The sequence below is a fragment of the Rhodospirillaceae bacterium genome, assembly GCA_016722635.1.
Lineage (GTDB): Bacteria > Pseudomonadota > Alphaproteobacteria > JAEUKQ01 > JAEUKQ01 > JAEUKQ01.
In genome coordinates this window covers 1-22581 of record JADKIX010000003.1, presented here as the reverse complement: position 1 = coordinate 22581, position 22581 = coordinate 1, and the positions used below count along the sequence as shown (strand labels likewise).

24 protein-coding genes, 1 tRNA gene, 3 rRNA genes and 2 pseudogenes are annotated in these 22581 nt (G+C 43.7%); 6 read left to right on the top strand and 24 right to left on the bottom strand.

The annotated features are described in order from the left end of the window. Positions 1–95: 95 nt before the first annotated feature. The 5 genes from IPP67_00430 to IPP67_00410 all read right to left on the bottom strand — a co-directional run bounded on the left by IPP67_00430 (position 96) and on the right by IPP67_00410 (position 4374). A complete protein-coding gene (locus IPP67_00430) occupies positions 96–1523 on the bottom strand; it encodes a 4Fe-4S binding protein (protein ID MBL0337675.1) in 1428 nt (475 codons plus the stop codon). Then, on the bottom strand, positions 1520–2362 hold the full coding sequence (locus IPP67_00425; protein MBL0337674.1) for an FTR1 family protein: 843 nt from the start codon (positions 2360–2362) through the stop codon (positions 1520–1522). Before IPP67_00425 ends, IPP67_00430 begins: the two co-directional genes overlap by 4 nt. A 19-nt stretch (positions 2363–2381) precedes the next feature. Further along, positions 2382–2759, bottom strand: a complete 378-nt coding sequence (locus IPP67_00420; GenBank protein ID MBL0337673.1) for a cupredoxin domain-containing protein — start codon at positions 2757–2759, stop codon at positions 2382–2384. Between the two features lie 9 nt (positions 2760–2768). Further along, entirely contained in the window at positions 2769–3317 is a 549-nt protein-coding gene (locus IPP67_00415; protein MBL0337672.1) for an iron transporter, read from the bottom strand. Positions 3318–3459: 142 nt separating this feature from the next. Beyond that, positions 3460–4374, bottom strand: coding sequence for a DMT family transporter (locus tag IPP67_00410; protein MBL0337671.1), 915 nt, complete (start codon positions 4372–4374; stop codon positions 3460–3462). Positions 4375–4726: 352 nt separating this feature from the next. Between IPP67_00410 and IPP67_00405 the strand changes: the two genes are divergently transcribed. Next, positions 4727–5212, top strand: a complete 486-nt coding sequence (locus tag IPP67_00405) for a dioxygenase (protein ID MBL0337670.1) — start codon at positions 4727–4729, stop codon at positions 5210–5212. Here the strand turns inward: IPP67_00405 and IPP67_00400 are convergent, their stop codons facing one another. Continuing rightward, the gene (locus IPP67_00400) at positions 5213–5446 is read right to left on the bottom strand and encodes a DUF1272 domain-containing protein (GenBank protein ID MBL0337669.1); all 234 of its coding nucleotides are present in this window, start codon (positions 5444–5446) and stop codon (positions 5213–5215) included. It abuts the gene before it with no gap. 91 nt (positions 5447–5537) lie between these two features. After that, a complete protein-coding gene (locus tag IPP67_00395) occupies positions 5538–6404 on the bottom strand; it encodes a DMT family transporter (protein ID MBL0337668.1) in 867 nt (288 codons plus the stop codon). Between the two features lie 149 nt (positions 6405–6553). Between IPP67_00395 and IPP67_00390 the strand changes: the two genes are divergently transcribed. Together IPP67_00390 and IPP67_00385 are read left to right on the top strand one after the other, a co-directional pair. Then, complete coding sequence (locus IPP67_00390) at positions 6554–7153, top strand: GNAT family N-acetyltransferase (GenBank protein ID MBL0337667.1); 600 nt, start codon at positions 6554–6556, stop codon at positions 7151–7153. A gap of 205 nt (positions 7154–7358) precedes the next feature. Beyond that, positions 7359–7787: a hypothetical protein gene (locus IPP67_00385; GenBank protein MBL0337666.1), complete on the top strand. Its 429-nt coding sequence runs from the start codon at positions 7359–7361 to the stop codon at positions 7785–7787. 109 nt (positions 7788–7896) lie between these two features. Here IPP67_00385 and IPP67_00380 read toward each other — a convergent pair whose 3' ends face one another. The 4 genes from IPP67_00380 to IPP67_00365 form a co-directional block, all read right to left on the bottom strand. Beyond that, a complete protein-coding gene (locus IPP67_00380; GenBank protein ID MBL0337665.1) occupies positions 7897–9366 on the bottom strand; it encodes an NCS1 family nucleobase:cation symporter-1 in 1470 nt (489 codons plus the stop codon). Positions 9367–9544: 178 nt separating this feature from the next. Next, positions 9545–9621 (bottom strand) — tRNA-Met (locus tag IPP67_00375). Between the two features lie 68 nt (positions 9622–9689). Then, a 5S ribosomal RNA gene (gene rrf / locus IPP67_00370) occupies positions 9690–9804 on the bottom strand. Between the two features lie 113 nt (positions 9805–9917). Beyond that, positions 9918–12681: ribosomal RNA gene (locus IPP67_00365) — 23S ribosomal RNA — on the bottom strand. Positions 12682–13626: 945 nt separating this feature from the next. Between IPP67_00365 and IPP67_00360 the strand changes: the two genes are divergently transcribed. Further along, complete coding sequence (locus tag IPP67_00360; GenBank protein ID MBL0337664.1) at positions 13627–14406, top strand: GyrI-like domain-containing protein; 780 nt, start codon at positions 13627–13629, stop codon at positions 14404–14406. Positions 14407–14493: 87 nt separating this feature from the next. Beyond that, positions 14494–14865, top strand: a complete 372-nt coding sequence (locus IPP67_00355; protein ID MBL0337663.1) for a transposase — start codon at positions 14494–14496, stop codon at positions 14863–14865. A 421-nt stretch (positions 14866–15286) separates the two neighbouring features. On the opposite strand, the gene IPP67_00350 is transcribed toward IPP67_00355, so the two are convergent. Both IPP67_00350 and IPP67_00345 read right to left on the bottom strand, forming a co-directional pair. Further along, positions 15287–15520, bottom strand: a complete 234-nt coding sequence (locus tag IPP67_00350) for a hypothetical protein (protein MBL0337662.1) — start codon at positions 15518–15520, stop codon at positions 15287–15289. Between the two features lie 475 nt (positions 15521–15995). Then, positions 15996–16238, bottom strand: coding sequence for a hypothetical protein (locus IPP67_00345; protein MBL0337661.1), 243 nt, complete (start codon positions 16236–16238; stop codon positions 15996–15998). A gap of 103 nt (positions 16239–16341) precedes the next feature. Here IPP67_00345 and IPP67_00340 point away from each other — a divergent pair, with 103 nt between their 5' ends. Beyond that, positions 16342–16593, top strand: coding sequence for a hypothetical protein (locus IPP67_00340; protein MBL0337660.1), 252 nt, complete (start codon positions 16342–16344; stop codon positions 16591–16593). Positions 16594–16818: 225 nt separating this feature from the next. Here IPP67_00340 and IPP67_00335 read toward each other — a convergent pair. From IPP67_00335 to IPP67_00285, 11 genes and pseudogenes are all read right to left on the bottom strand, one after another. Continuing rightward, a 16S ribosomal RNA gene (locus IPP67_00335) occupies positions 16819–18305 on the bottom strand. 398 nt (positions 18306–18703) lie between these two features. After that, positions 18704–19576: pseudogene (locus tag IPP67_00330) on the bottom strand (hydroxymethylglutaryl-CoA lyase). 85 nt (positions 19577–19661) lie between these two features. Next, positions 19662–19970 (bottom strand): hypothetical protein, encoded by a 309-nt coding sequence (locus IPP67_00325; GenBank protein ID MBL0337659.1) that lies wholly within the window; start codon positions 19968–19970, stop codon positions 19662–19664. A 64-nt stretch (positions 19971–20034) separates the two neighbouring features. Then, positions 20035–20334, bottom strand: a complete 300-nt coding sequence (locus IPP67_00320) for a hypothetical protein (protein ID MBL0337658.1) — start codon at positions 20332–20334, stop codon at positions 20035–20037. 174 nt (positions 20335–20508) lie between these two features. Beyond that, positions 20509–20709, bottom strand: a complete 201-nt coding sequence (locus IPP67_00315) for a hypothetical protein (GenBank protein MBL0337657.1) — start codon at positions 20707–20709, stop codon at positions 20509–20511. Between the two features lie 19 nt (positions 20710–20728). Then, positions 20729–20977 (bottom strand): hypothetical protein, encoded by a 249-nt coding sequence (locus IPP67_00310; protein ID MBL0337656.1) that lies wholly within the window; start codon positions 20975–20977, stop codon positions 20729–20731. Beyond that, on the bottom strand, positions 20937–21179 hold the full coding sequence (locus IPP67_00305; protein ID MBL0337655.1) for a hypothetical protein: 243 nt from the start codon (positions 21177–21179) through the stop codon (positions 20937–20939). Before IPP67_00305 ends, IPP67_00310 begins: the two co-directional genes overlap by 41 nt. A 78-nt stretch (positions 21180–21257) precedes the next feature. After that, positions 21258–21652, bottom strand: a pseudogene (locus IPP67_00300) (hypothetical protein). A 91-nt stretch (positions 21653–21743) separates the two neighbouring features. Further along, positions 21744–21884 carry a hypothetical protein gene (locus tag IPP67_00295; GenBank protein MBL0337654.1) on the bottom strand — a complete coding sequence of 47 codons (141 nt, stop codon included), beginning with the start codon at positions 21882–21884 and terminating at the stop codon, positions 21744–21746. Then, complete coding sequence (locus IPP67_00290) at positions 21881–22018, bottom strand: hypothetical protein (protein ID MBL0337653.1); 138 nt, start codon at positions 22016–22018, stop codon at positions 21881–21883. The genes IPP67_00295 and IPP67_00290 overlap by 4 nt, the downstream gene beginning before the upstream one ends. A gap of 412 nt (positions 22019–22430) precedes the next feature. Further along, positions 22431–22581 (bottom strand): hypothetical protein (locus IPP67_00285; protein MBL0337652.1); only part of this gene is annotated, 151 nt, incomplete at its 5' end.

The following is a 22581-nucleotide window of genomic DNA, read 5'->3' as shown; positions in this document are numbered from 1 at the left end:
GTCCAGCTTTAATTTGGTATTTTACTATCACATTAATGCTTGAATGGCAATTGTTAGTTATTTATTCAAGAGAATTGCTCAATCATCATTTTTTATTAAAATAGATTAATAAGCATTAATGTTTTAGGCCAAATCGATAACACCCATATCGCTGCCGATGTCATAACCGCAGTTGTTAATCCTGAATAAGCCAAATACTTTCGTTTATTTGGGCTTGATTGATGAATAATTTTAATCCCCAAATATAACGACCATAACCCTGCCCCCATAAGCAATAAGATACGTAAATTTTGCAAATAAGCGATATCAATCCCTTCCCGTTTTAAGAATTGGATCGTCAAGCCAAAAAGCCCCAAGAAGACACCGCATCCCGCCAAAGGAATAAACGCTTGTACTAAATGGTGAAACCGGCGCCACGACCAAGGCCCTAAAAAATAATTTGTGATAACCAGCTGGCAAAACAAAACAGACCCAATTAATAGGGCTGAAATACCAATATAGCCCAGCAATACTATGCCATCCAATAAGGTCATGACATCATTTTGCAACGGATAATTTGTTAGTATCCACCATGGTGCTGTTAAGGTGATAGGAAACAAAATATCCTGATTAATCAGCCATTCTGCTAACAATTGTTTTAACCCCACATACCAAGAACTGCCGCTCCATTGAAAAGCAGCACTGGCAATCCCCATTAACCCGAACAATATTAAAATTGTATCCCAATGGCTGTTTTGTCGCTGCCCGACGTTAAGGATTTCATGGTTGGGCGACCTGACGGATAATTCAACGGCCTGGCGGAATCCCTGGCAACGCCCGCACATATGGCAATCGGATGCCCCTTGCATTTGCCTGATAACCACCATCGGCGCACAATTAAGCGTTGAAGATTGGGTATCTTCATGACCACGATTTTGGGACTCAAGCCAAGCTTCTTGATCAACGCGGTAATGGACAGGTGCCACCTTTGCAAGCAATTTAAAAACACCGTTAACCGGACATAAATACCGACACCAAACACGTTTGCGGCGACCATATAAAAAACCTATAACCATGGCAGCTAAAGTCGATCCCCCAAGGATTATCAATACCGCTTTTGGATATTGGTAAACACTGATCATTTGACCATAAATTGTCGTCAAGCTAAAAGCTACAAAAGGCCAGCCCGGCCATTTCAGCCATTTGGGGATAGCGCGCCCTAATCCCCTATGGCTGATGGCTTCGGTTAAGGTACCCTCCGGACAGAAAATGCCGCACCAAGTTCGCCCGACAAGCACCATACTTAATAGGACAAAAGGCCACCATATGCCCCAGAAAATAAATTGGGCAAAAACCGTCAAATTATCCCAAATATGCGCCGAACGCCCTGGCAAGGGAAGAATGGCTGGTACAATAATCAAAACCAGATAAAATATCACCACCATCCACTGGATGATTTTAATAGTGCGCTGGTGGCGCAACAACCAATCACCCAAAACTTTAAGCCATGATGTTGCCGGATGTGCCTTAATCTTACTGTTCATAGGTTGGGCTGCTGCGATCTATTCGTTACCCTTAGTAATACCATGACAAACAGCCAGTAACACCCATAGCTAATCAGCCAAACAATATCCGGGCGGGCGCGATATCCCGTAAGACCTGCCAATAGATTGCCAACCACGCTTGTATCATCAATGATCGCCGAACTATCCCACAAAATCGGGCCGCCGTCTTCAATAATCCCCAAGGAAAACAGATGATCAATGCCATTGATCAATAGGGAAGCCCCCAAGAATAACAGCATCAGTTCCGTCATACGAAAAAATGTTTTCCAAGAGATATACCGTTGGCCCAGCTGAATTAAATAATAGGTGAATAAAGCACAGGCAAAACCTATCACAATAGCGGTGATTAACCCCCATACATTAATGGCGGAATGAGACGCGATAATGCCATACAAAAAAATGACTGTCTCACTGCCTTCACGCACAATCGCCAGCATTGTTAAAAGAAATATTCCTCCCCATTGCGCTTGTTCAGCAAAGCGGCTCGCATGTTTTTCTAAATTTTTCTTTAACCCCCGCCCATGTCGCCTTAACCACACAACCATTTGCAAGATCAGGATAGCCGCAATAAATACCATCCCAATCTGGAAATATTCAAAAGTTTCTTCAGACAATGCTTGGCTAAAAGTTAGAATAATATAAGCAAAAAATATAGCAACCAAGCAACCCGCGATCGCCCCCATCCCTAAAAAAAATTGCCCGCGCTTCGCAACATCCCCCCCCTGTTGCGTCAGCCACGCATTTAAAATACCGATGATCAATAAGGCTTCAACACTTTCACGCCAAACCACAAAACTTATCTGCCCAAATTGTCCCAGCAAGGCCTTTACCTCCCTATCATTTTAGGATTGCCCGGATGACCGCATGCGGGGCATCCAAATGAAAATCATCAAAAAACTTGTATTCACCGGGGGCCAATCTGCGAATAACCATAAAAGATTGTGTCTGCGGGCCCAATACTTTTTCTTTGCGCAGCTCCAAGCTTTCGAACTCCACCGGGGTTTTTCCCGTATTAAAAAGTTCGATTTTAAAAGGCTGGTTGGCAGGTACCTCCAGCAGCAAAGGAGTGATTTTCCCATCATTAAACTCAATTTTAAACACCGGCATATCTTGTGCTTTAGCCCCTATAGGCCAATATATCATCAGCACTAAAGCCAAAATGCTAAAAACAGGCAACCCTGGTCTCTGCAGTAACATGTTAGACCTCTTGATCATTTATAAAAACTAATATCCACCCTTCTTACCAACACCTGCGAATACAAAATCATACTCCACGGTAAAAGTTTTAAACCAAGGATCAACACCGGTTTCTGGGTCCACATGTCTGCCGAAATGGGCATGTTGATTATCAGCGGGAGACATAATGGTCAGCGACAAAAGATACCGCCCTGGCCCCATTAGTTTGACGTTATCACCATAGTGAGGGCCGTCACTGGCGACCATTGGCATCATCTCGCCCGTCATTTCTTGTCCGTTATCCAATTTTTTTAATGTATAGTGAATGTCTAAATAAGGCATCCATTCCCCATCGGCAAAACCATTTTTATTATCTGCAGTTGCGTGAATATCAGCTTCCAAATGAATATCTGCAAGTCCTGGGTCACCCATCATTCCAGCAGGTTCCATCTCAATCGGCTGTAAATAAACCGCAGCAATTTCCATTCCATTGATTATTTTGGGTTTGCCAATGGGATATTCGGCTGCTTGCAAGTGAGCAGCACCTATAAAACCAGCGGATATAAGCCCCATAGTAATATAAAATGAAGATTTCATTATTTTTCCTTTTTTGCTAGATTAGCGATATTGATAATCATTATCAATTTCTAACCACATCCCGTTGCAATAAGCAAGTATATTTTTATGTTGTTTTATCTATCTTGCGATATTGGCTTATTACTAGGCTGAAAACTTTTTATTATAAATGAGGCACTATTGCCAAACTGCGGCGATGCAGCACCCGTTCACGGTACCAAACATAGACACCGCTGGCAATAATGATAGCAATACCGACCCACCCGCGTGTATCCAGAAAGCTGTTGAAGAAAATCATGCCGATAGTAATCGCCCAAATGAGCTGACTGTAACTGAATGGTGCAATCACTGAAGCAGAAACCAAACTGAAAGCCCGGATAACCAGGAACTGGGCAATGGTATAAAGCAATCCGATTAATGCCATGAACACCCATCCCTCAAAATCGGGGGTTAACCAGAAAAAAGGAATTAAAGTACTGGTAATCAGGAATCCACCTAATGTTGTATAGTACAATGTTGTGAGGGGATGCTGCCTATCCCCCATCTTACGGGTAATAACCATCGCCATGGCCCAGCTTGCGGCGGAAAAAAGGGGATAAAGTACCGTTGGATCAACCAGCTGTTCGCCGGAAATGGGAAATATTAAAAGAACTCCAATAAACCCTGTAGTTACCGCTGTCCAACGACGAAGCCCGACCTTCTCGCCCAAAAACGGGATTGAAAGAAGGGTAATAAAAAACGGTGAGGCAAAACTGATCGCGGTGGCTACGGGTAAGGCGAGATGTTGTTGACCTAGTATAAAAGCAGTCCCCGATAAAAAAACAAAGAACGCGCGCAATAACTGAAATTTCCAAGCGGCAGTTTTGACTGTTTTTATCAACCCATGGCGCCAAATAAACGGCAGTAAAACGATTGCACTAAAACCATATCGCATCCAGATGACTTGGAAAGCAGGATATTTACCAGCCAAATGCTGCGATATACCATCGATCATTGCAAACACCAAAGCAGCACTTAATATCAATGAAATTGCGAAGAAAGAATGGTCTTTAGAAGAATGGGAAGTTGAAGATGCCATGAAATATGCCTAAAAAATTAACACATGTACACAGTTGAGTTGCCGCAATAATCAGACACTGTCTGTCCCAATTCTATAAATTGGTTAAATGATACCTTTAACAGAAACGCTCAAGCAGTTAGTCAAAAATTACTTTTTTTGTCAATCGATGTTTGTTTGCCTATTTTTCCTTTTTTATTATAAATATGGTATTTTTTGGTGATCATGGGATAATATTTCATTGATGAAAAAACTAATCGCTTATACTGGGGGAAAAATGAAATTTGCTTTATTACCTGGATCGCTGCGGACAGACTCACTAAACAAAAAATTGGCTAAACAAAAGGATTACCCAAGGGCATTATGAAACTGGATAAAACCCTCAAAAACACCAGTTATATTTTTTGGCCATGGGTTACCTAGGAATGTTATTCATCAAAACCCCTTTGTCGATTTCCTTTGCCAAGCTGCCCAAAATATCCCTAAACCAAAAACCATCTTTTGCATCTCCACCCCTTGGGAAACGATCGGCACGAAGGTTTTAAAAATTCTTAAACCCCCGACAATTCATGATTTTTATGGATTTTCCCAGGTCTTGTATGATGTGCAATATCCGGCTCGCGGTTCGTTAGCAATTGCCGATGAAGTTATTCAGTCGCTACGCCCCATTCTTGTGGAACCAGATACCAGTTGGGGACTAGATCATGGGACTTGGTCGATTCTCAAACATCTTTATCCTAAAGCTGACGTTCCCGTTTTACAATTAGAGGCTAGTGACCGACAAGATATATTGTCTTTTCCCTATGAAGGAATGGAACTAGGATCTTTATCCATGCGGGCTGTCCAATTCCAATCTTAATTATGGATAATTTTTAACAACTCTCTTGGTAGAAGCAGGATATTTATTTAATAAATGACTGGGGCGAATTGGTCGATCTGCCAGATTACCACCACAATTTGGGCAAGTCATATGAAATTTATCCTGGGCACATAATCTACAGAAAGTACACTCAAACGTACAAATCATGGCCTCTTCGGAAGCAGGCGAAAGGTCTTTATTACAACATTCACAATTTGGACGTATTTCTAGCATAATACTGCAACCCATTCTTACATTATGGTAAATTCTTATAAAGAATCAAATATCTAATCAAACGCTAATAACATTTATACTGCAATAAAGCCTATTTTTTAACAGCTTTTTGCACCACTAGCCAAATCCCAGAAATCACCAACGCTGTCCCAGCAACCATTTGTAAGGTGATCACCTCATTTAAAAAAAGATTTGCCCACATCATTCCAAAAACAGGCATTAAATAAGCAACTGTCATGGCACGTGTTGGGCCAATATTGGCAATTAATTGGAAAAAGAGTACATAAGCCAACGCACTTGACAATAAGGCAAGCCCTAAAAGATTAATGATGACATGTGTATCAATCATTCCGCTAATCTCCTGTGTTGCGGAGATAGGCAACAGCACCAGTGCTGCCAACAATTGGCTGCCAGCAGCTATTCCTAGTGGTTTGATATGCCCGGCAAATTTTTTAACATAAACGCCTGCCAATGCGTAACAGGCGGTAGCCGCTAAACAAGCCAATACCGCTAACAGGAAATCCCCATCTACTTCAGATGAGCCTATGTTAACAACCAGGGCTACTCCAGCGGCAGCGACGATAAAACCAGCCACTTTCTTTATGGTCATCCCCTCCCCCAACCATATCCAAGCAAATAGGGCGGCAAAAAGTGGTGTGGTGGTATTTAAAACCACCGCGTATGAAGCAGGGATATGTAAAAGAGCGTAAGCATAGAGAGAAAAAGGTAAAGCGGAATTAACAAGGCCGATCATCAAATATTGCCTCCAATTATCCCGCCATCCAATAGGTATTTTGGCAAAAAAGTAATATACTAACAAAACCACCCCGCCGATTAACAACCTGGAATTGGTCGTCATGATAGCGCCTAATACAGGGGATATTACCCGCATAAATATGAATGATCCCCCCCAGATAGCTGCCAATAGTAATAGTTTTAAAATATCTGTATGACGCATAATGGCTATTTTCTTTACATATAAAATTCTTGATACAAGCCAATTATCCTGGCAACCTGCTAAAAACCGCTTCTACTTGAGGAAGATTTTTTATAAAAATTCACGAACAAGTTGTAATAGTTATTGCCTTATTCAAACAGAGATTAATTATGATTATTTCCCCAGTTACCCTTGAAGGCTTACATGTTAAGTTAACACCCATGAATATCAGCCATTTGGACGGGCTTTACGAAGCACTTGTTGGCAATAACAGATGGCAAGATATCTGGAAATACCGCGTTGATAAAGTAAAAAACAAAGAAGATTTAAAAAAATATATGGAAGTCGCATTAGCTGGGGTTGAAAAGAAGGAGATTGTCCCTTTTATCATTTTTGATAAGGTATTGAATAAAATTGTTGGCACCACCCGCTTGGCTGATATTTCCTTAGAAAATAAGTCTTTAGAAATTGGTTGGACATCAATTGCACCAGAAGTGATGCGCAGTCGCGTTAATACGGAATGCAAATATTTACTGCTAACACATTGTTTTGAAACTTTAAGATTTGTTCGCGTAGCCCTGAAAACGCTATCCATTAACGAACGCTCCCAAAAAGCAATTCTGCGAATTGGCGCTAAAAAAGAAGGCGAATTGCGTTGGACCGCCCAAACCGCCGAAGGGGAATATGTAAATACGGTTTATTTCAGCATCATCCAACCCGAATGGCCAGGGGTTAAAAAAAAGCTAGCAGGGTTTTTAGCAGAAAAATAAAAGTAAAAAAACAGCGATCATCCATCTGATTTATAAGGAAAGTCTATTTTTATACCCATAAATACTATCTGCGATTTTACCTATCATTATTTTGAACATTGATTATGGGGCTGTACTAGATAAACGAAATATCTAGGATGGAAATATGGGGCTAAGACATTGTCGTATTAGGATAAATCAATGAAGTAAACTGACTGAATATTTTGTGATGGAGGTGACGGCCCGTTCAGCTGTGGATGTGATTGGAGTACATCCAAATACAGCCGCTCTTTTTTACCATCAGTTACGGGAGATTATTGCTAAGAAGATTACAGATGATGTGCCGTTTGATGGGGAGATTGAAGTGGATGAGAGTTACTTTGGCGGGGTTAGGAAAGGTAAACGCGGTCGACGAGATGCGGCTGGCAAGGTGCCAGTCTTTGGCGTGCTCAAACGTGGCAGCAAAGTCTATGCCGATGGGTATCGTTCCTATAATGTCCTGGAGCATCGGGGTTCAGACATTTTCGCATCAACCATTTTCCTGATTTTGTTGATGGTCACAATCATATCAATGGCATTTAAAACTTCTGAAACCAGGGCTAAGCGGATCTTGCGAAAATACAATGGCACGCCTCGCAAAAAATCCCCCTCTTGACCTGGTTTTAAAAATGAAATCAGCAGCATTTGATCCTGCTAAAGCCGATATAAATTGCTGATAATAATCAAATCTATCGCAATCAACGCATTGATTGACATTTCGGGATTTATTTCTCTGTAACAATAGGTTTGTTAGGCGACATCAATAAGCTGTAAAGGACGCCTGAAATAAAGAACCCCACAAACCAAGAATAATTATATAATTCTGCAACCCAGCCAGGTACGGTATTCAGCGGGATTAGATGAATAGTGGTTAAAAATCCTGGAATGTTTGGCAATATGCCCACCAACAAAGCGATGATAGCTGGATAATTAAACCCTTTATGAAAGCTATATTGCCCCTGATGTTGATACAAGGCTTCAACATTTAACTGCTGCTTACGAACAAAATAATAATCAGCGATCATAATACCACCAATAGGCCCCAATAAAGCAGAATAACCCACCAGCCAGGTAAAGATATAGCCGCTTGGATCCGCAATCAATTTCCAAGGCATAATTAAAATTCCAATAATACCTGTGATTAATCCGCCCAATTTAAAATTAATTTTTGACGGTGCAAGATTAGAAAAATCATTGGCCGGGCTTACAATGTTGGCTGCAATATTGGTGGCCAATGTGGAAATGGCGATGGCGATCATGGCTACACTAATTAATATCTTGCTACTGAATTTACTTGTTAAAACTATCGGGTCCCAAATAGCATCACCATAGATGATAACCGTAGCCGAAGTAACGACCACGCCAATAAAGGCAAATAAAGTCATGGCTGGTGGCAAGCCAATAGCTTGGCCTAGCATTTGTGCTTTCTGGCTTTTAGCATAGCGGGTGAAATCAGGGATATTGAGCGATAGAGTGGCCCAGAAACCAACCATCCCTGTTAACGCCGGAAAAAAGAAGTTAAAGAACTCTGCATTGGAAGCAAATTTGGAAGGCTGATTTAAAATCGGACCCAAACCGTTGCCAGCATCAATTGCCCAAAATAGCAACGCTAACGCTGCAATAGGTAAAAAGATGGCTTTAACAACCAATAATTTGCGAATGCTTTCAACCCCCAAAAAAACAATCAACATGTTGAGCAGCCAAAATAATAAGAAACAAATGGCTGGTCCTGTTGGCAATCCAAAAGAATCAGGGAAAATCGGTGATAATGTTTCAAGGGAAGGAATCCATAAGCGGAGCATTTGATAAGTTGCAAATCCCCCTATCCAGGTTTGGATACCAAACCAGCCACATGCAACGATGGCACGCAGCATAGCAGGAATATTAGCTCCCTTAACACCAAAACTCGACCTTGCAAGTACGGGAAAAGGAATGCCGTATTTTGCCCCAGCCTTACCATTTAAAATCATGGGAATTAAGACAATCACATTTCCTAAAAAGACGGTCAGAATGGCTTGCCACCAATTCATGCCACCCCCAATCAAGGAACTAGCCATCATATAAGTTGGGATGCACAAACTCATGCTAATCCATAAGGCCGCATAGTTCCAGGTATTCCAGCTGCGTTTATCGGCAGGAATGGGTGCTAAATCTTTGTTATAAAGAGAGGAATTTTGTTCGGGAAATTGAGACATTAGGAATGGCCCCACTGGAAGTGATATCAGTTAATATTGATTCCAGACTCAGTAGTAAGTGGAACCCACAACCTTGTCAATTTAATATGGAAAAAATTTAAAAATGAGTTTCCATTTCAAAATTATTTTGAAAGAAGTCAATAAAAATTATTTTTGAATAATGACATAAAAATAAGTTTGGTTGCGGGGGCAGGATTTGAACCTGCGGCCTTCAGGTTATGAGCCTGACGAGCTACCGGGCTGCTCCACCCCGCGTTAGGGTATGTGTGTTGGGGTGTGGTGGGATTATATGGAGGTGAGGGAGGATATGATGTGTTGACGGGACCTGGCAGTGACCGACTCTCCCGTGCCTTAAGACACAGTACCATGGGCGCGGAGGATTTTCACGGCCGAGTTCGGGATGGGATCGGGTGTAGGCTCCTCGCTATAACCACCAGGTTTCGTCAACACATCATGCGTGAAGTATAGAACAGATAAGAAGTTGGGGTATCCGTGTCACTGTTTTTCCTTGATCCAACAGAGTTTGATCTCTGTGCGCGGATCAGCAAAGATGCGATAAGCCAATGAGGCGATTAGTACCGGTTAGCTACATGCCTTACGGCACTTCCACTTCCGGCCTATTAACGTGGTGGTCTACCACGGCCTTCATAGGGAGAACTTATTTCGAGGTGGGTTTCCCGCTTAGATGCGTTCAGCAGTTATCCCGTCCCAATTTAGCTACTCAGCCATGCCGCTGGCGCGACAACAGGTACACCAGAGGTACGTCCATCCCGGTCCTCTCGTACTAGGGACAGATCCTCTCAATACTCCAACACCCACGGTAGATAGGGACCGAACTGTCTCACGACGTTCTGAACCCAGCTCACGTACCACTTTAAATGGCGAACAGCCATACCCTTGGGACCTGCTCCAGCCCCAGGATGTGATGAGCCGACATCGAGGTGCCAAACCTCCCCGTCGATATGGACTCTTGGGGAGATCAGCCTGTTATCCCCAGCGTACCTTTTATTCGTTGAGCGATGGCCCTTCCACTCAGAACCACCGGATCACTATGGCCGACTTTCGTCTCTGCTCGACTTGTCAGTCTCGCAGTCAGGCGGGCTTGTGCCATTACACTCAGCGGTTGATTTCCGACCAACCTGAGCCCACCATCGCGCGCCTCCGTTACCTTTTGGGAGGCGACCGCCCCAGTCAAACTACCCACCATGCAGGGTCCCGGCCCCCGTTTTTGAGGCTCGGTTAGATATCAGAGAACAAAAGGGCGGTATTTCAAGGTTGCCTCCACACCAGCTAGCGCCAGCGCTTCATCGGCTCCCGCCTATCCTACACATCTCTTCCCTAATACCACTGCAAAGCTATAGTAAAGGTGCATGGGGTCTTTCCGTCTAGCCGCGGGTACTCCGTATCTTCACGAAGAATCCAGTTTCGCTGAGTTGATGTTGGAGACAGTGGGGAAGTCGTTACGCCATTCGTGCAGGTCGGAACTTACCCGACAAGGAATTTCGCTACCTTAGGACCGTTATAGTTACGGCCGCCGTTTACCGGGCTTCAATTCAGAGCTTGCACTCCTCCTCTTAACCTTCCGGCACCGGGCAGGCGTCAGACCCTATACGTCGCCTTCCGGCTTCGCAGAGTCCTGTGTTTTTGTTAAACAGTCGCTACCCCCAATTATGTGCCCCCTATTCATGGTTGCCCACAAATAGGGCCCTCTTCTTCCGAAGTTACAAGGGCAATTTGCCGAGTTCCTTCAACATCATTCTCTCAAGCGCCTTGGTATACTCTACCAGTCCACCTGTGTCGGTTTGGGGTACGGTCTATACGCTAGAGTTATTTCCTGGGACACCTTCACAGGCCCTCACCACTTCCATCCGGCAAGAACAATTTACAGCATCCGTCACTTCTAGCAGGCCCTGAATATTAACCAGGTTCCCATCGATTACGCCTGTCGGCCTCACCTTAGGGACCAGCTCACCCTGCGCGGATTAACCTTGCGCAGGAACCCTTGGACTTACGGCGAAAGTGTTTCTCACACTTTTTATCGCTACTCGTGTCAGCATTCTCACTTCCGATACCTCCAGCATTCCTCACGGAACACCTTCACAGGCCTACGGAACGCTCCGCTACCGCTTGTGGACACTCCCGTGTTTCACAAACCCGCAGCTTCGGTACATGGCTTAATCCCCGATACATTTTCGGCGCAGGACGACTTTTCTAGATCAGTGAGCTATTACGCTTTCTTTAAAAGATGGCTGCTTCTAAGCCAACTTCCTGATTGTCTTGGTCTTCCCACATCCTTTCCAACTTAGCCATGATTTAGGGACCTTAGATGGCGGTCTGGGCTCTTCCCCTCACGACCACGGACCTTAGCACCCATGGTCTGCCTATTGACTTCTACTCACCGGTATTCGGAGTTTGGTTAGGTTTGGTAAAGCTCGCGCTCCCCTAGCCCATCCAGTGCTCTACCCCCAGTGGTAATCCATCAACGCTCTACCTAAATAGATATCGCGGAGAACCAGCTATTTCCAAGTTTGATTAGCCTTTCACCCCTAACCACAGGTCATCCCCGTCTTTTTTCAACAGACGTGGGTTCGGTCCTCCAGATAGTGTTACCCATCCTTCAACCTGCCCATGGCTAGATCACTTGGTTTCGGGTCTAATCCCACGAACTATCGCCCTATTCAGACTCGCTTTCGCTACGCCTACACCTATCGGCTTAAGCTCGCTCGTGACTAACTCGCTGACCCATTATACAAAGGTACGCAGTCACCACACACAACCCGAAGGTCATGATGGCTCCTACTGCTTGTAAGCATTCGGTTTCAGGTCTATTTCATTCCCCTCATCGGGGTGCTTTTCACCTTTCCCTCACGGTACTTGTTCACTATCGGTCACTAAGGAGTACTTAGGCTTGGAGGGTGGTCCCCATTTTCAAACAGGATTTCACGTGTCCCGCCTTACTCAAGGATTATATTGCTTTCTACCCGTACGGGGCTATCACCCTTTCTCGCTTGCCTTTCCAGACATTTCCGGTTCTTACATTATAACCACTGGCCTCTTCCGCTTTCGCTCGCCACTACTCGCGGAGTCTCGGTTGATTTCTTTCCTCCAGTTACTGAGATGTTTCAGTTCACCGGGTTCGCTTCACAAACCTATGTATTCAGTTTGTGATAACCCCTAAGGGTTGGGTTCCCCATTCGGACATCCACGGATCACTGGTCATTCGCACCCTCCCCGTAGCTTATCGCAGCGTATCACGTCCTTCTTCGCCTCTTAGTGCCAAGGCATCCACCAAATGCTCTTATTCGCGCTTGATCGCAACCGCTTCTCCTCGCACAGAGATCACTCCCCGCTCAATTCAAAACAGTCACACTTAATCCCTCAACTCATTTCTTTCTTCTTCGTAAACTCTCAGCCACTACCTCGCCACTATCAAGCCTAAGCCCAACAATAGCACAGCAATAGCCAAGGTTAACCTTCTTTTCTATACTTCACGTATTCCGGTCTGTCACCTTCGCCCACATCAATCTGCAACCCTTAAGGCCACACCATCAACATAAACTTCGCCAACTAAGTTATACCAACTCCCCTCAGCCAGCCTGGCTAACCATCCCCATCACCACAAGACTCACGTCCCACAGCAATAGCTACAGCTAACCCCTAACATTCCTTCCTCTCTCACCTGTCATATAACATCGGCTGCTTCGTAAAGCGGCCAAATATCATTACCATAAACACTGGCAACGGGTTACGGTTATAAGCTGAAGATACCCCCCTGTCAATAAGTTTCTAATAATATTTTATTATGATTATTAGGAATAAAAAACCCTTATATAATAGATGGATAAATAGTTTATTTGCCCTTTAAAATGTTTCTGAATCTTATTCCTGCCGTTACTAATCGACCAATAATCACATTTTCTTTCAAGTCTATCAAGAAAAGAAGAAAAGAAACACTTCCCCAGTTGAACTTTTGATCATTAAGAATAAAGAAACTAACTGATCAACAAAACTAGCAAGTTTAGTCAAGCAGCTTGATAAAAAACTAGCTATCATCTGCCACACCAAGGAGAAATAGTTCAACCTACTGGTCGAAAAACACGGGAAATCATGAGAATAAAAATGGTACAACGCAAATATATATTGATCGCATCCAGCGTTCTTAGAATATATTTGCCAGCATCTTGATCAATCCGTTTCTTTGGAAACGCTGGCCAAGATTGCCTGTTTTTCACCTTTCATTTTCATCGGATTTTTCGGGGATTGACAGGAGAAACGGTTGCCGACCTAACCCGGCGCATCCGTTTGGAATATGCTTATTACATGCTTATGCAGCAAAAACTGGATGTAACCGAAGCTACTTTTGAAGTTGGTTATGAGAATGTTGAATCATTCAGTCGGGCTTTCAAAAAGCATTTTGGCTTTAACCCATCAAAAGTAACCATAGGAAAAGCAATGGCAGATTTTCAAACCCATGCTTCCTATGCTGTCCGGTTGAATTTTTTCCCCTTAAAACTAGACTTACAACCTATTATCGGAGAGACCACCATGAAAGTACGAATCGAAGAAATCAAAGAACACCCCATTGCCTATATTCGCCATATTGGACCCTATCACGAAGTTGGCGATACCTATAAGCAATTATTTGCCTGGGCAGGCTCAAACGGACTACTGCACCCCATGCCAAATATGTATGGTTTTTCTGCGGATGACCCAACCGTGGTTCCAGCCCATCAATTACGTTTTGATGCAGCTATTTCCATGCCAAAAGATACAAATTTAAAAAAGGAAAAACTTGTCCAAATCATTAAATTCCCCGCTGGGTTATGGGCGATTACTCGCCATCAAGGTTCTTATAAACAAATTGGGGAAATCTTTCAAGAAATGATGGGAACTTGGGTACCAACAAGTGGCTACATGCCCGATGATAAAAGACCATGTTTGGAAATTTATTTAAACACCCCTATGTCCACCCCAGAACCAGAACTTCTGACGGATATTTGCATTCCCATCCAAAAAATTTCTTTGAAAAATAAATTTTAACAACCTAGGGTGTGTGATCAGTTAAGGGGTTGTGAAAGAAAGGAGGAAGTGATTCAGTATGGATAGGCTGGATGGAGGGGTCTATGAATGAAGAGACGATATGGGTTGCGGGATGATCAATGGGATCGGATCAAGGATTTATTACCTGGACGGGAGGGACATGTTGGAGGTAGAGCTAAGGACAACCGGTTATTTGTGGAAGGTGTGTTGTACCGGTATGGTGCGGGGATTGCGTGGCGTGACCTGCCCGAAAGGTTCGGGAACTTCCATATCCCACCAAAATCCAACCGGATCATCAAACGAACTGACGATCCCCATACCTACAAAGCTCGACACCTGATTGAGAATTTCTTCGCCAACCTCAAGCAATACCGCGCTATCGCCATAAGGTACGATAAGCGAGCCGTTAACTTCCTTGCAGCTATTTATCTCGCCGCTTCCATCACCTGGCTCAACTGATCACACGCCCTAAGATTTAAGCAGTTTTTCTTTTTTAAAATGAATTTTAAAAAAGAAAAACAACCAGCTCATTGCAATTGCCTGTTTGCATCGAATTAAAATGATTCGTTGTTTCGATGAGTAAATCCTAGAGGATGCACGATATCTTTCATTCATCAAATATATAATAGTCGAGCGATGTCAAACGAGCGTCTCACCAGTTTAATCAGAGAAATTTTAAAAGTTTAAGAGGTGCTCAGAATTGCTTAGGCATCCTCTAATCCTTACCTCTAATAACTGGGTAAAGTGCTTCTAAAATAATAAGTGACAAAGTTTAAACTAAAAACTGTTTTCCCTGCATGATCTTCATTTTTATATAATTAAATTGGGTGAGCCGCTAATAAGTAGTTTATTTGTTTAAGTTGTATCTACGATGATATCATCATACTCTGGCAAGCTTCGTTCGCAATTTGCCCGCATAAGCCAGTAAAGCCGCTTCATCGGCCTGATTAACAATGTCGTCCATGTCACTTGATGATATTTGACCCATTATGGTCTTGTCGATAATAAATCGAGCTTTTGCGTCTATCTCCTCATCTGTGCAATCCGCATAAGAAATATTTGTTAATACAAAGCTTGATAATAAAGCTACAATAAAAGCGTATTTTTTAAACATAATGTTTCCTTTCAAATACTTTTAGCATATATTTATACCACAAAAAACAAAATTTGGAACTTACTTCTCGCTCATCATTTTTATTTTCGTGAGAATAGCTTCGGCCAATATTTGATGTTATGCTTCCCAATGCACCCCATCCAATTTACTAGAAGTGACAATCTTGGAAGCGTCTAAAACCCAATTTCTTGTTTTGTGATAATTTTGGTAAAAAAATAGGTAATTTTTCTGAATTTTGATGGCTTCTAGTGGAAATTCAAGTTGAAATGAAGCAGAAAAATTTCAGGTTGTCTGATGATCGGCGGCGCTATCAATAAAATTTCGGGGCTTGGCCTGATGGACCTTGTTGGAATTTCAACTAATTCAATCAGTTGGCTCATTGCTTGCGTAATTTGCTCAGGCGTGCGATTAAATCGTGCCCTGATATCATTTGTTCCTAAGCTTAAGCTAACAATCTCAAGGGGATAATGAGACTCTAAAAACAACTGTAAATCCTTCCAACCGTTTCTTGGGGTTTATTAGGAATAAGCTCATCAAGATTAGTCGTTCGACCAGCCAATCCTTCTTCAATAATATGATATTGCTTGCAGCTTTCTTTGCAAAATACCGGGCCAGCGTTGATCGCGCGCATATCTCGAATGGAGGGATGTTTTTCATCAAAACTTGCTGGAATGCATCCCCGCAAATTTGAATCGCCATAACATAATATATTTTTCATAATAGTTTTCTTTCACCAGGCTAAGTTATAACATTTTATTTCGGTAAGACGGGGTGTAATAGATGATAATCTTCAATAACCTGATCATAGATTGTGATGCTATTTGCAAATCGCGCGGATTGCTACTGTTTGGATAACTTCCAGTCTACGAGAAATTTCTTCTGACTCAGTAATTAAAGAACCTATTTTTATTTACGGCATCTTCGAGCACGCTTATTTTGCCACAAAATCCTTTATTGAGCAGGTTCCTCTATACCGTGAAGCTGTTACGGCGCTTGGCATTATAATAAAAATCAAAAACTATTTTTCTGACGCTCATCCATGGGCTTTATTAGAATTTCGTCCTTTAAATTAGTCAATTAATTTTTGAATTTACTCAAATGTATAATTAACCAAAAAAACAAAAAGCGATACCAACCAAATGGTATCGCTTCACAAATAAGAATCTCTAAAGATGATAAATGAGTAAAGGAGGAGAAGGGATGGGAGGGAGGTGGGTTGGGTGTGGGGTTGAAGATAGGGTATGAATTAGTAGTATATTATGTAAGGTTGGTTAACCATTGCTGGTTAACATCCTTAGAAAGGAGGTGATCCAGCCGCAGGTTCCCCTACGGCTACCTTGTTACGACTTCACCCCAGTCACTGACCCTACCGTGGTTGGCTGCCTCCTTGCGGTTAGCAACACCAGCTTCAGGTAGAACCAACTCCCATGGTGTGACGGGCGGTGTGTACAAGGCCCGGGAACGTATTCACCGCTACCTGCTGATTAGCGATTACTAGCGATTCCAACTTCATGCTCTCGAGTTGCAGAGAACAATCTGAACTGAGATGGCTTTTGAGGATTTGCTCCAGGTTGCCCTATTGCGTCCCTCTGTCACCACCATTGTAGTACGTGTAGCCCAGCCCGTAAGGGCTATGAGGACTTGACGTCATCCCCGCCTTCCTCCGGCTTATCACCGGCAGTTTGTTCAAAGTGCCCAGCTTAACCTGATGGCAACTGAACATGGGGTTGCGCTCGTTGCGGGACTTAACACCAACATCTCACGACACGAGCTGACGACAGCCATGCAGCACCTGTGTGGAAGCCAGCCGAACTGAAGGATCTCATTTCTGTGACCCATACTTCCCATGTCAAGAGCTGGTATGGTTCTTCGCGTTGCGTCGAATTAAACCATACTCCACCGCTTGTGCGGGCCCCCGTCAATTCCTTTGAGTTTTAATCTTGCGACCGTACTCCCCAGGCGGAGTGCTTCATGCGTTAGCTGCGACACTGAAAGGTAAACCTTCCAACGTCTAGCACTCATCGTTTACGGCGTGGACTACCAGGGTACTAATCCTGTTTGCTCCCCACGCTTTCGCGCCTCAGTGTCAGTTCCGTTCCAGATAGCCGCCTTCGCCACCGGTGTTCTTCCTAATATCTACGAATTTCACCTCTACACTAGGAATTCCGCTATCCTCTCCCGGACTCAGCTTTACAGTCTCAAATGCCATCCCCAGGTTAAGCCTAGGCCTTTCACATCTGACTTGTAGAGCCACCTACGCGCCCTTTACGCCCAGTCATTCCGAACAACGCTAGCCCCCTCTGTATTACCGCGGCTGCTGGCACAGAGTTAGCCGGGGCTTATTCTCACGCTACCGTCATCATCGTCGCGTGCAAAAGAGCTTTACAACCCGAAGGCCTTCATCACTCACGCGGCATCGCTGGATCAGGGTTGCCCCCCATTGTCCAATATTCCCCCACTGCTGCCTCCCGTAGGAGTCTGGGCCGTGTCTCAGTCCCAGTGTGGCTGATCGTCCTCTCAGACCAGCTACGGATCTCAGGCTTGGTAGGCTTTTACCCTACCAACTACCTAATCCGACGTAGGCCCTTCCTTCGGCAATATATCTTTCCCCAAAGGGCTTATAGGGTATTAGCTATAGTTTCCCATAGTTATCCCCTACCCAAGGGCAGGTTCCACTTTGTACTCACCCGTTCGCCACTAATGATATTGCTACTATCCGTTCGACTTGCATGTATGAAGCGTGCCGCCAGCGTTCGTTCTGAGCCAGGATCAAACTCTCAGTTTAACTTACTCGATCCACAGCCTAAACTGCAAATCAGAGCCCAATTTAATCTTCAAACCTTCCTCAAACGTCTCTCGTCCAAACATATCAAAGGCTCTCACCCTAACATGCCTAAACGCTAGCGCTCATTTCTATCTTCAAAGAGTTAAAAGATACACCTATCCCCCACTCACTCCAATTCCTCCTCTATCCCTCTCTCTCTCTCACTCACTTGTCATACAACACGCCAAACCGGCTAAAAATTCGTTTAAAGCAGCCAATCGATCATCCGGCTATTTTAAACAGCTCAGGGACTTTATAAACTACGCCACTGATTGTCAACTATTTTCATAACAATTTATAGATTCTTTTAAATGGTAGATTTCTTCAAGATACTACAGAAAAAAAGCATTAATCTTTCTTTAATTGTTTCGATGCGATCGCAACATCCGCTTTTGATGAATTAGGCCGCTTACAAATTTGCTGATCCATTGCCCCACAGATACCAGCCAATCAAGGTTAATTCCTGTTTGGATCCCCATCTATTTAATCCATATACCACATCCTCAGTCGCCACATTCCCTTGCCCCAACAGCATACGGACAGCCGCCGAGCCCTGCAACCGAGCTGTCAACTACCGTAACCCCATCTGTAATGCGACTATAATGTTGGCAAGCGCTTGCCCATATGCTCGCGGAAGTGCACCGCTATTTTTTCAACTGGGACTGACCGCCTAACTGCGTCGATTAACGCATAGGTTTCTGAAACAACACCCACCCCAATAGTATCACCCAAGGAAATTTCATGACATCCTATATCCCATAATTTTTTGATAACACCGCGACTTTTTGAACAGAAATTTTTCCCTTCATAGGGACAACCTAGAACACAAGACAAATATCCTCTAACAGGAATTGTTGCCTGTTTGGCAGCGTGCATAACCGGTGCAAAACGTTCAAAACTTTCGTCAATTGTGCAATTAATATTACGCTTTGAAAACGTTTCTGAAGCAGCCGCAAATATGGCAACTTCATCTGCTTTGGCAGCTAGTGCAGCCTCTAACCCCTATCAGGTTTGGCACCAAGCCTGTGTATGTAACATTTGTATGATCAATCCCTTCAAATACTTCGGAAGAATTCCGCTATTTGCGGAATTTTTTAGGGAAACAAATGCCCCGGCTTCAATATGTTGGAGTACTCGCCTGTGCCAAGCGGTTAATCAACTCAACTTTGGTTTTTATTTTCTAAAATATCAGGTTCATTTTGCAACCCATCTCTGGCACCCACCTCAACAATTTTAACTTTTTTAGGAAAATTTGTTAGTTGGTTGGGTTAGTTGGAATGACATGATCCATTCCTTTATTCAAATTTGATTAAAGAGCTATTTTGAACGAATTGCCCTGTCTGGCATAAATTTGGGCAATCTTCCCTCTGCTGGCGCCCGAATTGTGTGTTCCATTTTCATTGCTTCTAACACCAATAGAGGGTGGATTTTTTCAACTTGATCGCCAACCTTAACAAAAATCAGTAAATTTGACCCGGCATGGGCGCGGTTAATTTCGTTATAACGCCCACTTCGTCTGCAGCCACTACCTTCAAAGGACTCATATAGGTGCTTTATAATTTTTACTATCCATAGTGGTATGAAATTCTTGCCGGTTCCAATAAGTCGGTATATTCCATCGATCATTGACAAATTGATCACCAGGTTTGTTGGTTTCTAGATACTATCCCTACTTCAAATACCTGCTGATTTATATGGATAGCCCAAAGCAAAGATTTATCCTCTTTTTCTCCACATAGACTTGGGTTTTTGATCTTGACCTTTTGGTAAAAGATAAGGTTTCCGCTTTGATATAATTCATACGCCAATTATGATCATTATACCAGGGAGAAGAGATAGCCTGATTTTGCCGCTTTTTCAAGAAATCGGCCGTTGCAGCCAATGCCAATTTTTCTTGCAAAGACGTTGATGGTTTAGGCAGCAAATCTTGTTGATAGGTCCGAATAAAATGGGTATCGATAGTACCCTTAACAAAGGCAGGGTGGTTCAATACGACCTGTAAAAATGAATATTATTGGTTACCCCTAAAACAATGGTCTTGATAAAGCGGTAGATAAATTCTGATTGCCCTTCCGCGGTCTTCTTCTCCGCCCAACTGACCATTTTCATCATCATCGGACCGTAATGGATGGTCGCATCATCGCTCGGACAATCGCGCAATCAACTAAAATATGTTCAGCTGCTCTTTGGGTAATTGCAGATGATGGACATGCCCGCTTGAAGGCAGGAAATCACGATCTGGACCTTCTGCATATATGCGCGCTTGAATAGAATGGCCGTAAATTTTTAGTTCTTTTTGGGATAAGGGCAAAGGTTTGCCGCTTGCAACTAATAATTGCCACTCTACCAAATCTTGACCGGTAATTTTCTCAGTGACCTGATGTTCAACTTGCGTAACCTGGTATCCATTTCATAAAATAAAATCGACCCTGTTGGATCAACAATAAACCAACCGTACTAGCTTCCTGATAACCGACTGCTTTTGCCGCATTGATTGCAACCCGTCCCATCTCTTGGCGAAGTTTAGAGTCATCAAGACTGAGGGGGTTCTTCAATGACTTCTTGATGCCGCCTTGGATGGAACATTCCCGTTCAAAGAGATGCACGATATTGCCCTGTTGGTCGGCAAACACTTGATCTCAATATGACGGGGTGATAAAAATATTTTTCAACCAACACGGCTTCATCGTCCCAAAAGCGGCCTTCGCTTCTTCTTGCCGAAGCTAAGGCGGCCATAAAATCGGCTGACTGATCAACCCGGCGCATCCCCTTACCGCTACCACCAGCCGCCGCCTTGATTAAAACGGGAAATCCACCCTTTGGGCAGCTTGCAATAAAATTCTATCATCCTGCTGATCCGCCCGGTGGTGACCGGGTAAATAGGCACCCCGCAGCTTCCATCAGCTTCTTGCTTCAATTCTTTGAACCCATCGCACGGATAGCGGATGCAGGGGTCCTATAAATACACGCTTGGCTTGTTGCACTGCTTCAGCAAAATTGGCATTTTCAGATAAAAACCATATCCTGATGAACGGCCTCTGCCCCACACCGGCGCAAGAGCATCAATAATATTTTCAATTTTTAAGTAGCTTTGTTGGGCGGCTGTTGCCCCGGACCCCTAAGCTTCATCTGCCATTTGGGTATGTTTGGCGGATTTATCAGCATCCGAATAATAGCAACTGTGCGAATATTTAAATCAGCCGGGCTGTTTCCATAATACGACAGGCAATTTCCCCCCGGTTGGCAATCAATATCTTTTGGAACATGGCTTTATTCCTTATTCTTTGTTTTTGCCAAGACGGCGGCATTTTTTAAGGAAGGCGTTGATACCTTCTTGTCCTTCAACGGACACACGGCGGCGGGCGATCCGTCCGGCAGTATTGGCGTGATAGGGCTATATTAATTGTTGGTTGGACCCGACACTTCGTGGACTAGTTTTTTGTCTCCCGTTGCGCTAAGGGCGCCCCTTTGCAATAAAGACTCAATAATTTTTTCAATTTCCAAATCCAGATCAGCCGGTTGGACAATAGCATGGATCAAGCCAATTTGTTGTGCTGTTCTGGCATCAAACGTTTCCTCCGTTGTAACATACGACCCGCCTGCCTTTCCTCGATTGCTTTAATCACATAAGGCGAAATAACGGCAGGAATAACCCTCAATTTGACTTCAGACAAACAAAAATTGCCGAATGGCTGGCCACCGCAATATCACAAGCAGCGATTAATCCAACCCTCCCCATAGCCGCACCCTGGATTTAACGATAGTTGGTTTTCCCGCTATTGAGGCTTGCCATCATCCGAGCTAGACAAAGGGCATCTTCCGTATTTTCCGTTCACCGAACCGCGACTTTCTGCATCCACTGTAAATCAGCACCAGTTGAAATGTTTTGCGTGCTGCAGCCAAAACCATCACCCGAACGTTTGGTTCATTATCGATGTGGCGGAATATTTTTTCCAGTTCCTGGAATTAAAACCTTCAAAGGCGTTATGAACCTCAGGGCCTATTCAAGGCCTTCACATAAGCAACCGGAGCTTTTTATTTGAAAATCAATCAAGTGTTACATCCGGAAATGCCGAAATTTGTTTGTCAATAGGGGGCGTTCAAGGCCGCCGTTAAACTTAAACCTAGAACTTGCCTAGTATCAATGGGGGTCATAATTCCATCATCCCAAAGCCTGGCGCGCATAATAGGGGTGCCCTGCGTTTCATATTGTTGCCGGATGGGGGCTTTAAAGGCA

Coding starts and splice junctions, on each gene's coding strand:
- IPP67_00430 (MBL0337675.1), bottom strand. CDS start 1,523: ATGAACAGTAAGATTAAGGCACATCCGGCAACATCATGGCTTAAAGTT.
- IPP67_00420 (MBL0337673.1), bottom strand. CDS start 2,759: ATGATCAAGAGGTCTAACATGTTACTGCAGAGACCAGGGTTGCCTGTT.
- IPP67_00390 (MBL0337667.1), top strand. CDS start 6,554: ATGATTATTTCCCCAGTTACCCTTGAAGGCTTACATGTTAAGTTAACA.
- IPP67_00380 (MBL0337665.1), bottom strand. CDS start 9,366: ATGTCTCAATTTCCCGAACAAAATTCCTCTCTTTATAACAAAGATTTA.
- IPP67_00400 (MBL0337669.1), bottom strand. CDS start 5,446: ATGCTAGAAATACGTCCAAATTGTGAATGTTGTAATAAAGACCTTTCG.
- IPP67_00355 (MBL0337663.1), top strand. CDS start 14,494: ATGAAGAGACGATATGGGTTGCGGGATGATCAATGGGATCGGATCAAG.
- IPP67_00415 (MBL0337672.1), bottom strand. CDS start 3,317: ATGAAATCTTCATTTTATATTACTATGGGGCTTATATCCGCTGGTTTT.
- IPP67_00395 (MBL0337668.1), bottom strand. CDS start 6,404: ATGCGTCATACAGATATTTTAAAACTATTACTATTGGCAGCTATCTGG.
- IPP67_00325 (MBL0337659.1), bottom strand. CDS start 19,970: ATGATCGATGGAATATACCGACTTATTGGAACCGGCAAGAATTTCATA.
- IPP67_00350 (MBL0337662.1), bottom strand. CDS start 15,520: ATGTTTAAAAAATACGCTTTTATTGTAGCTTTATTATCAAGCTTTGTA.
- IPP67_00345 (MBL0337661.1), bottom strand. CDS start 16,238: ATGAAAAATATATTATGTTATGGCGATTCAAATTTGCGGGGATGCATT.
- IPP67_00410 (MBL0337671.1), bottom strand. CDS start 4,374: ATGGCATCTTCAACTTCCCATTCTTCTAAAGACCATTCTTTCTTCGCA.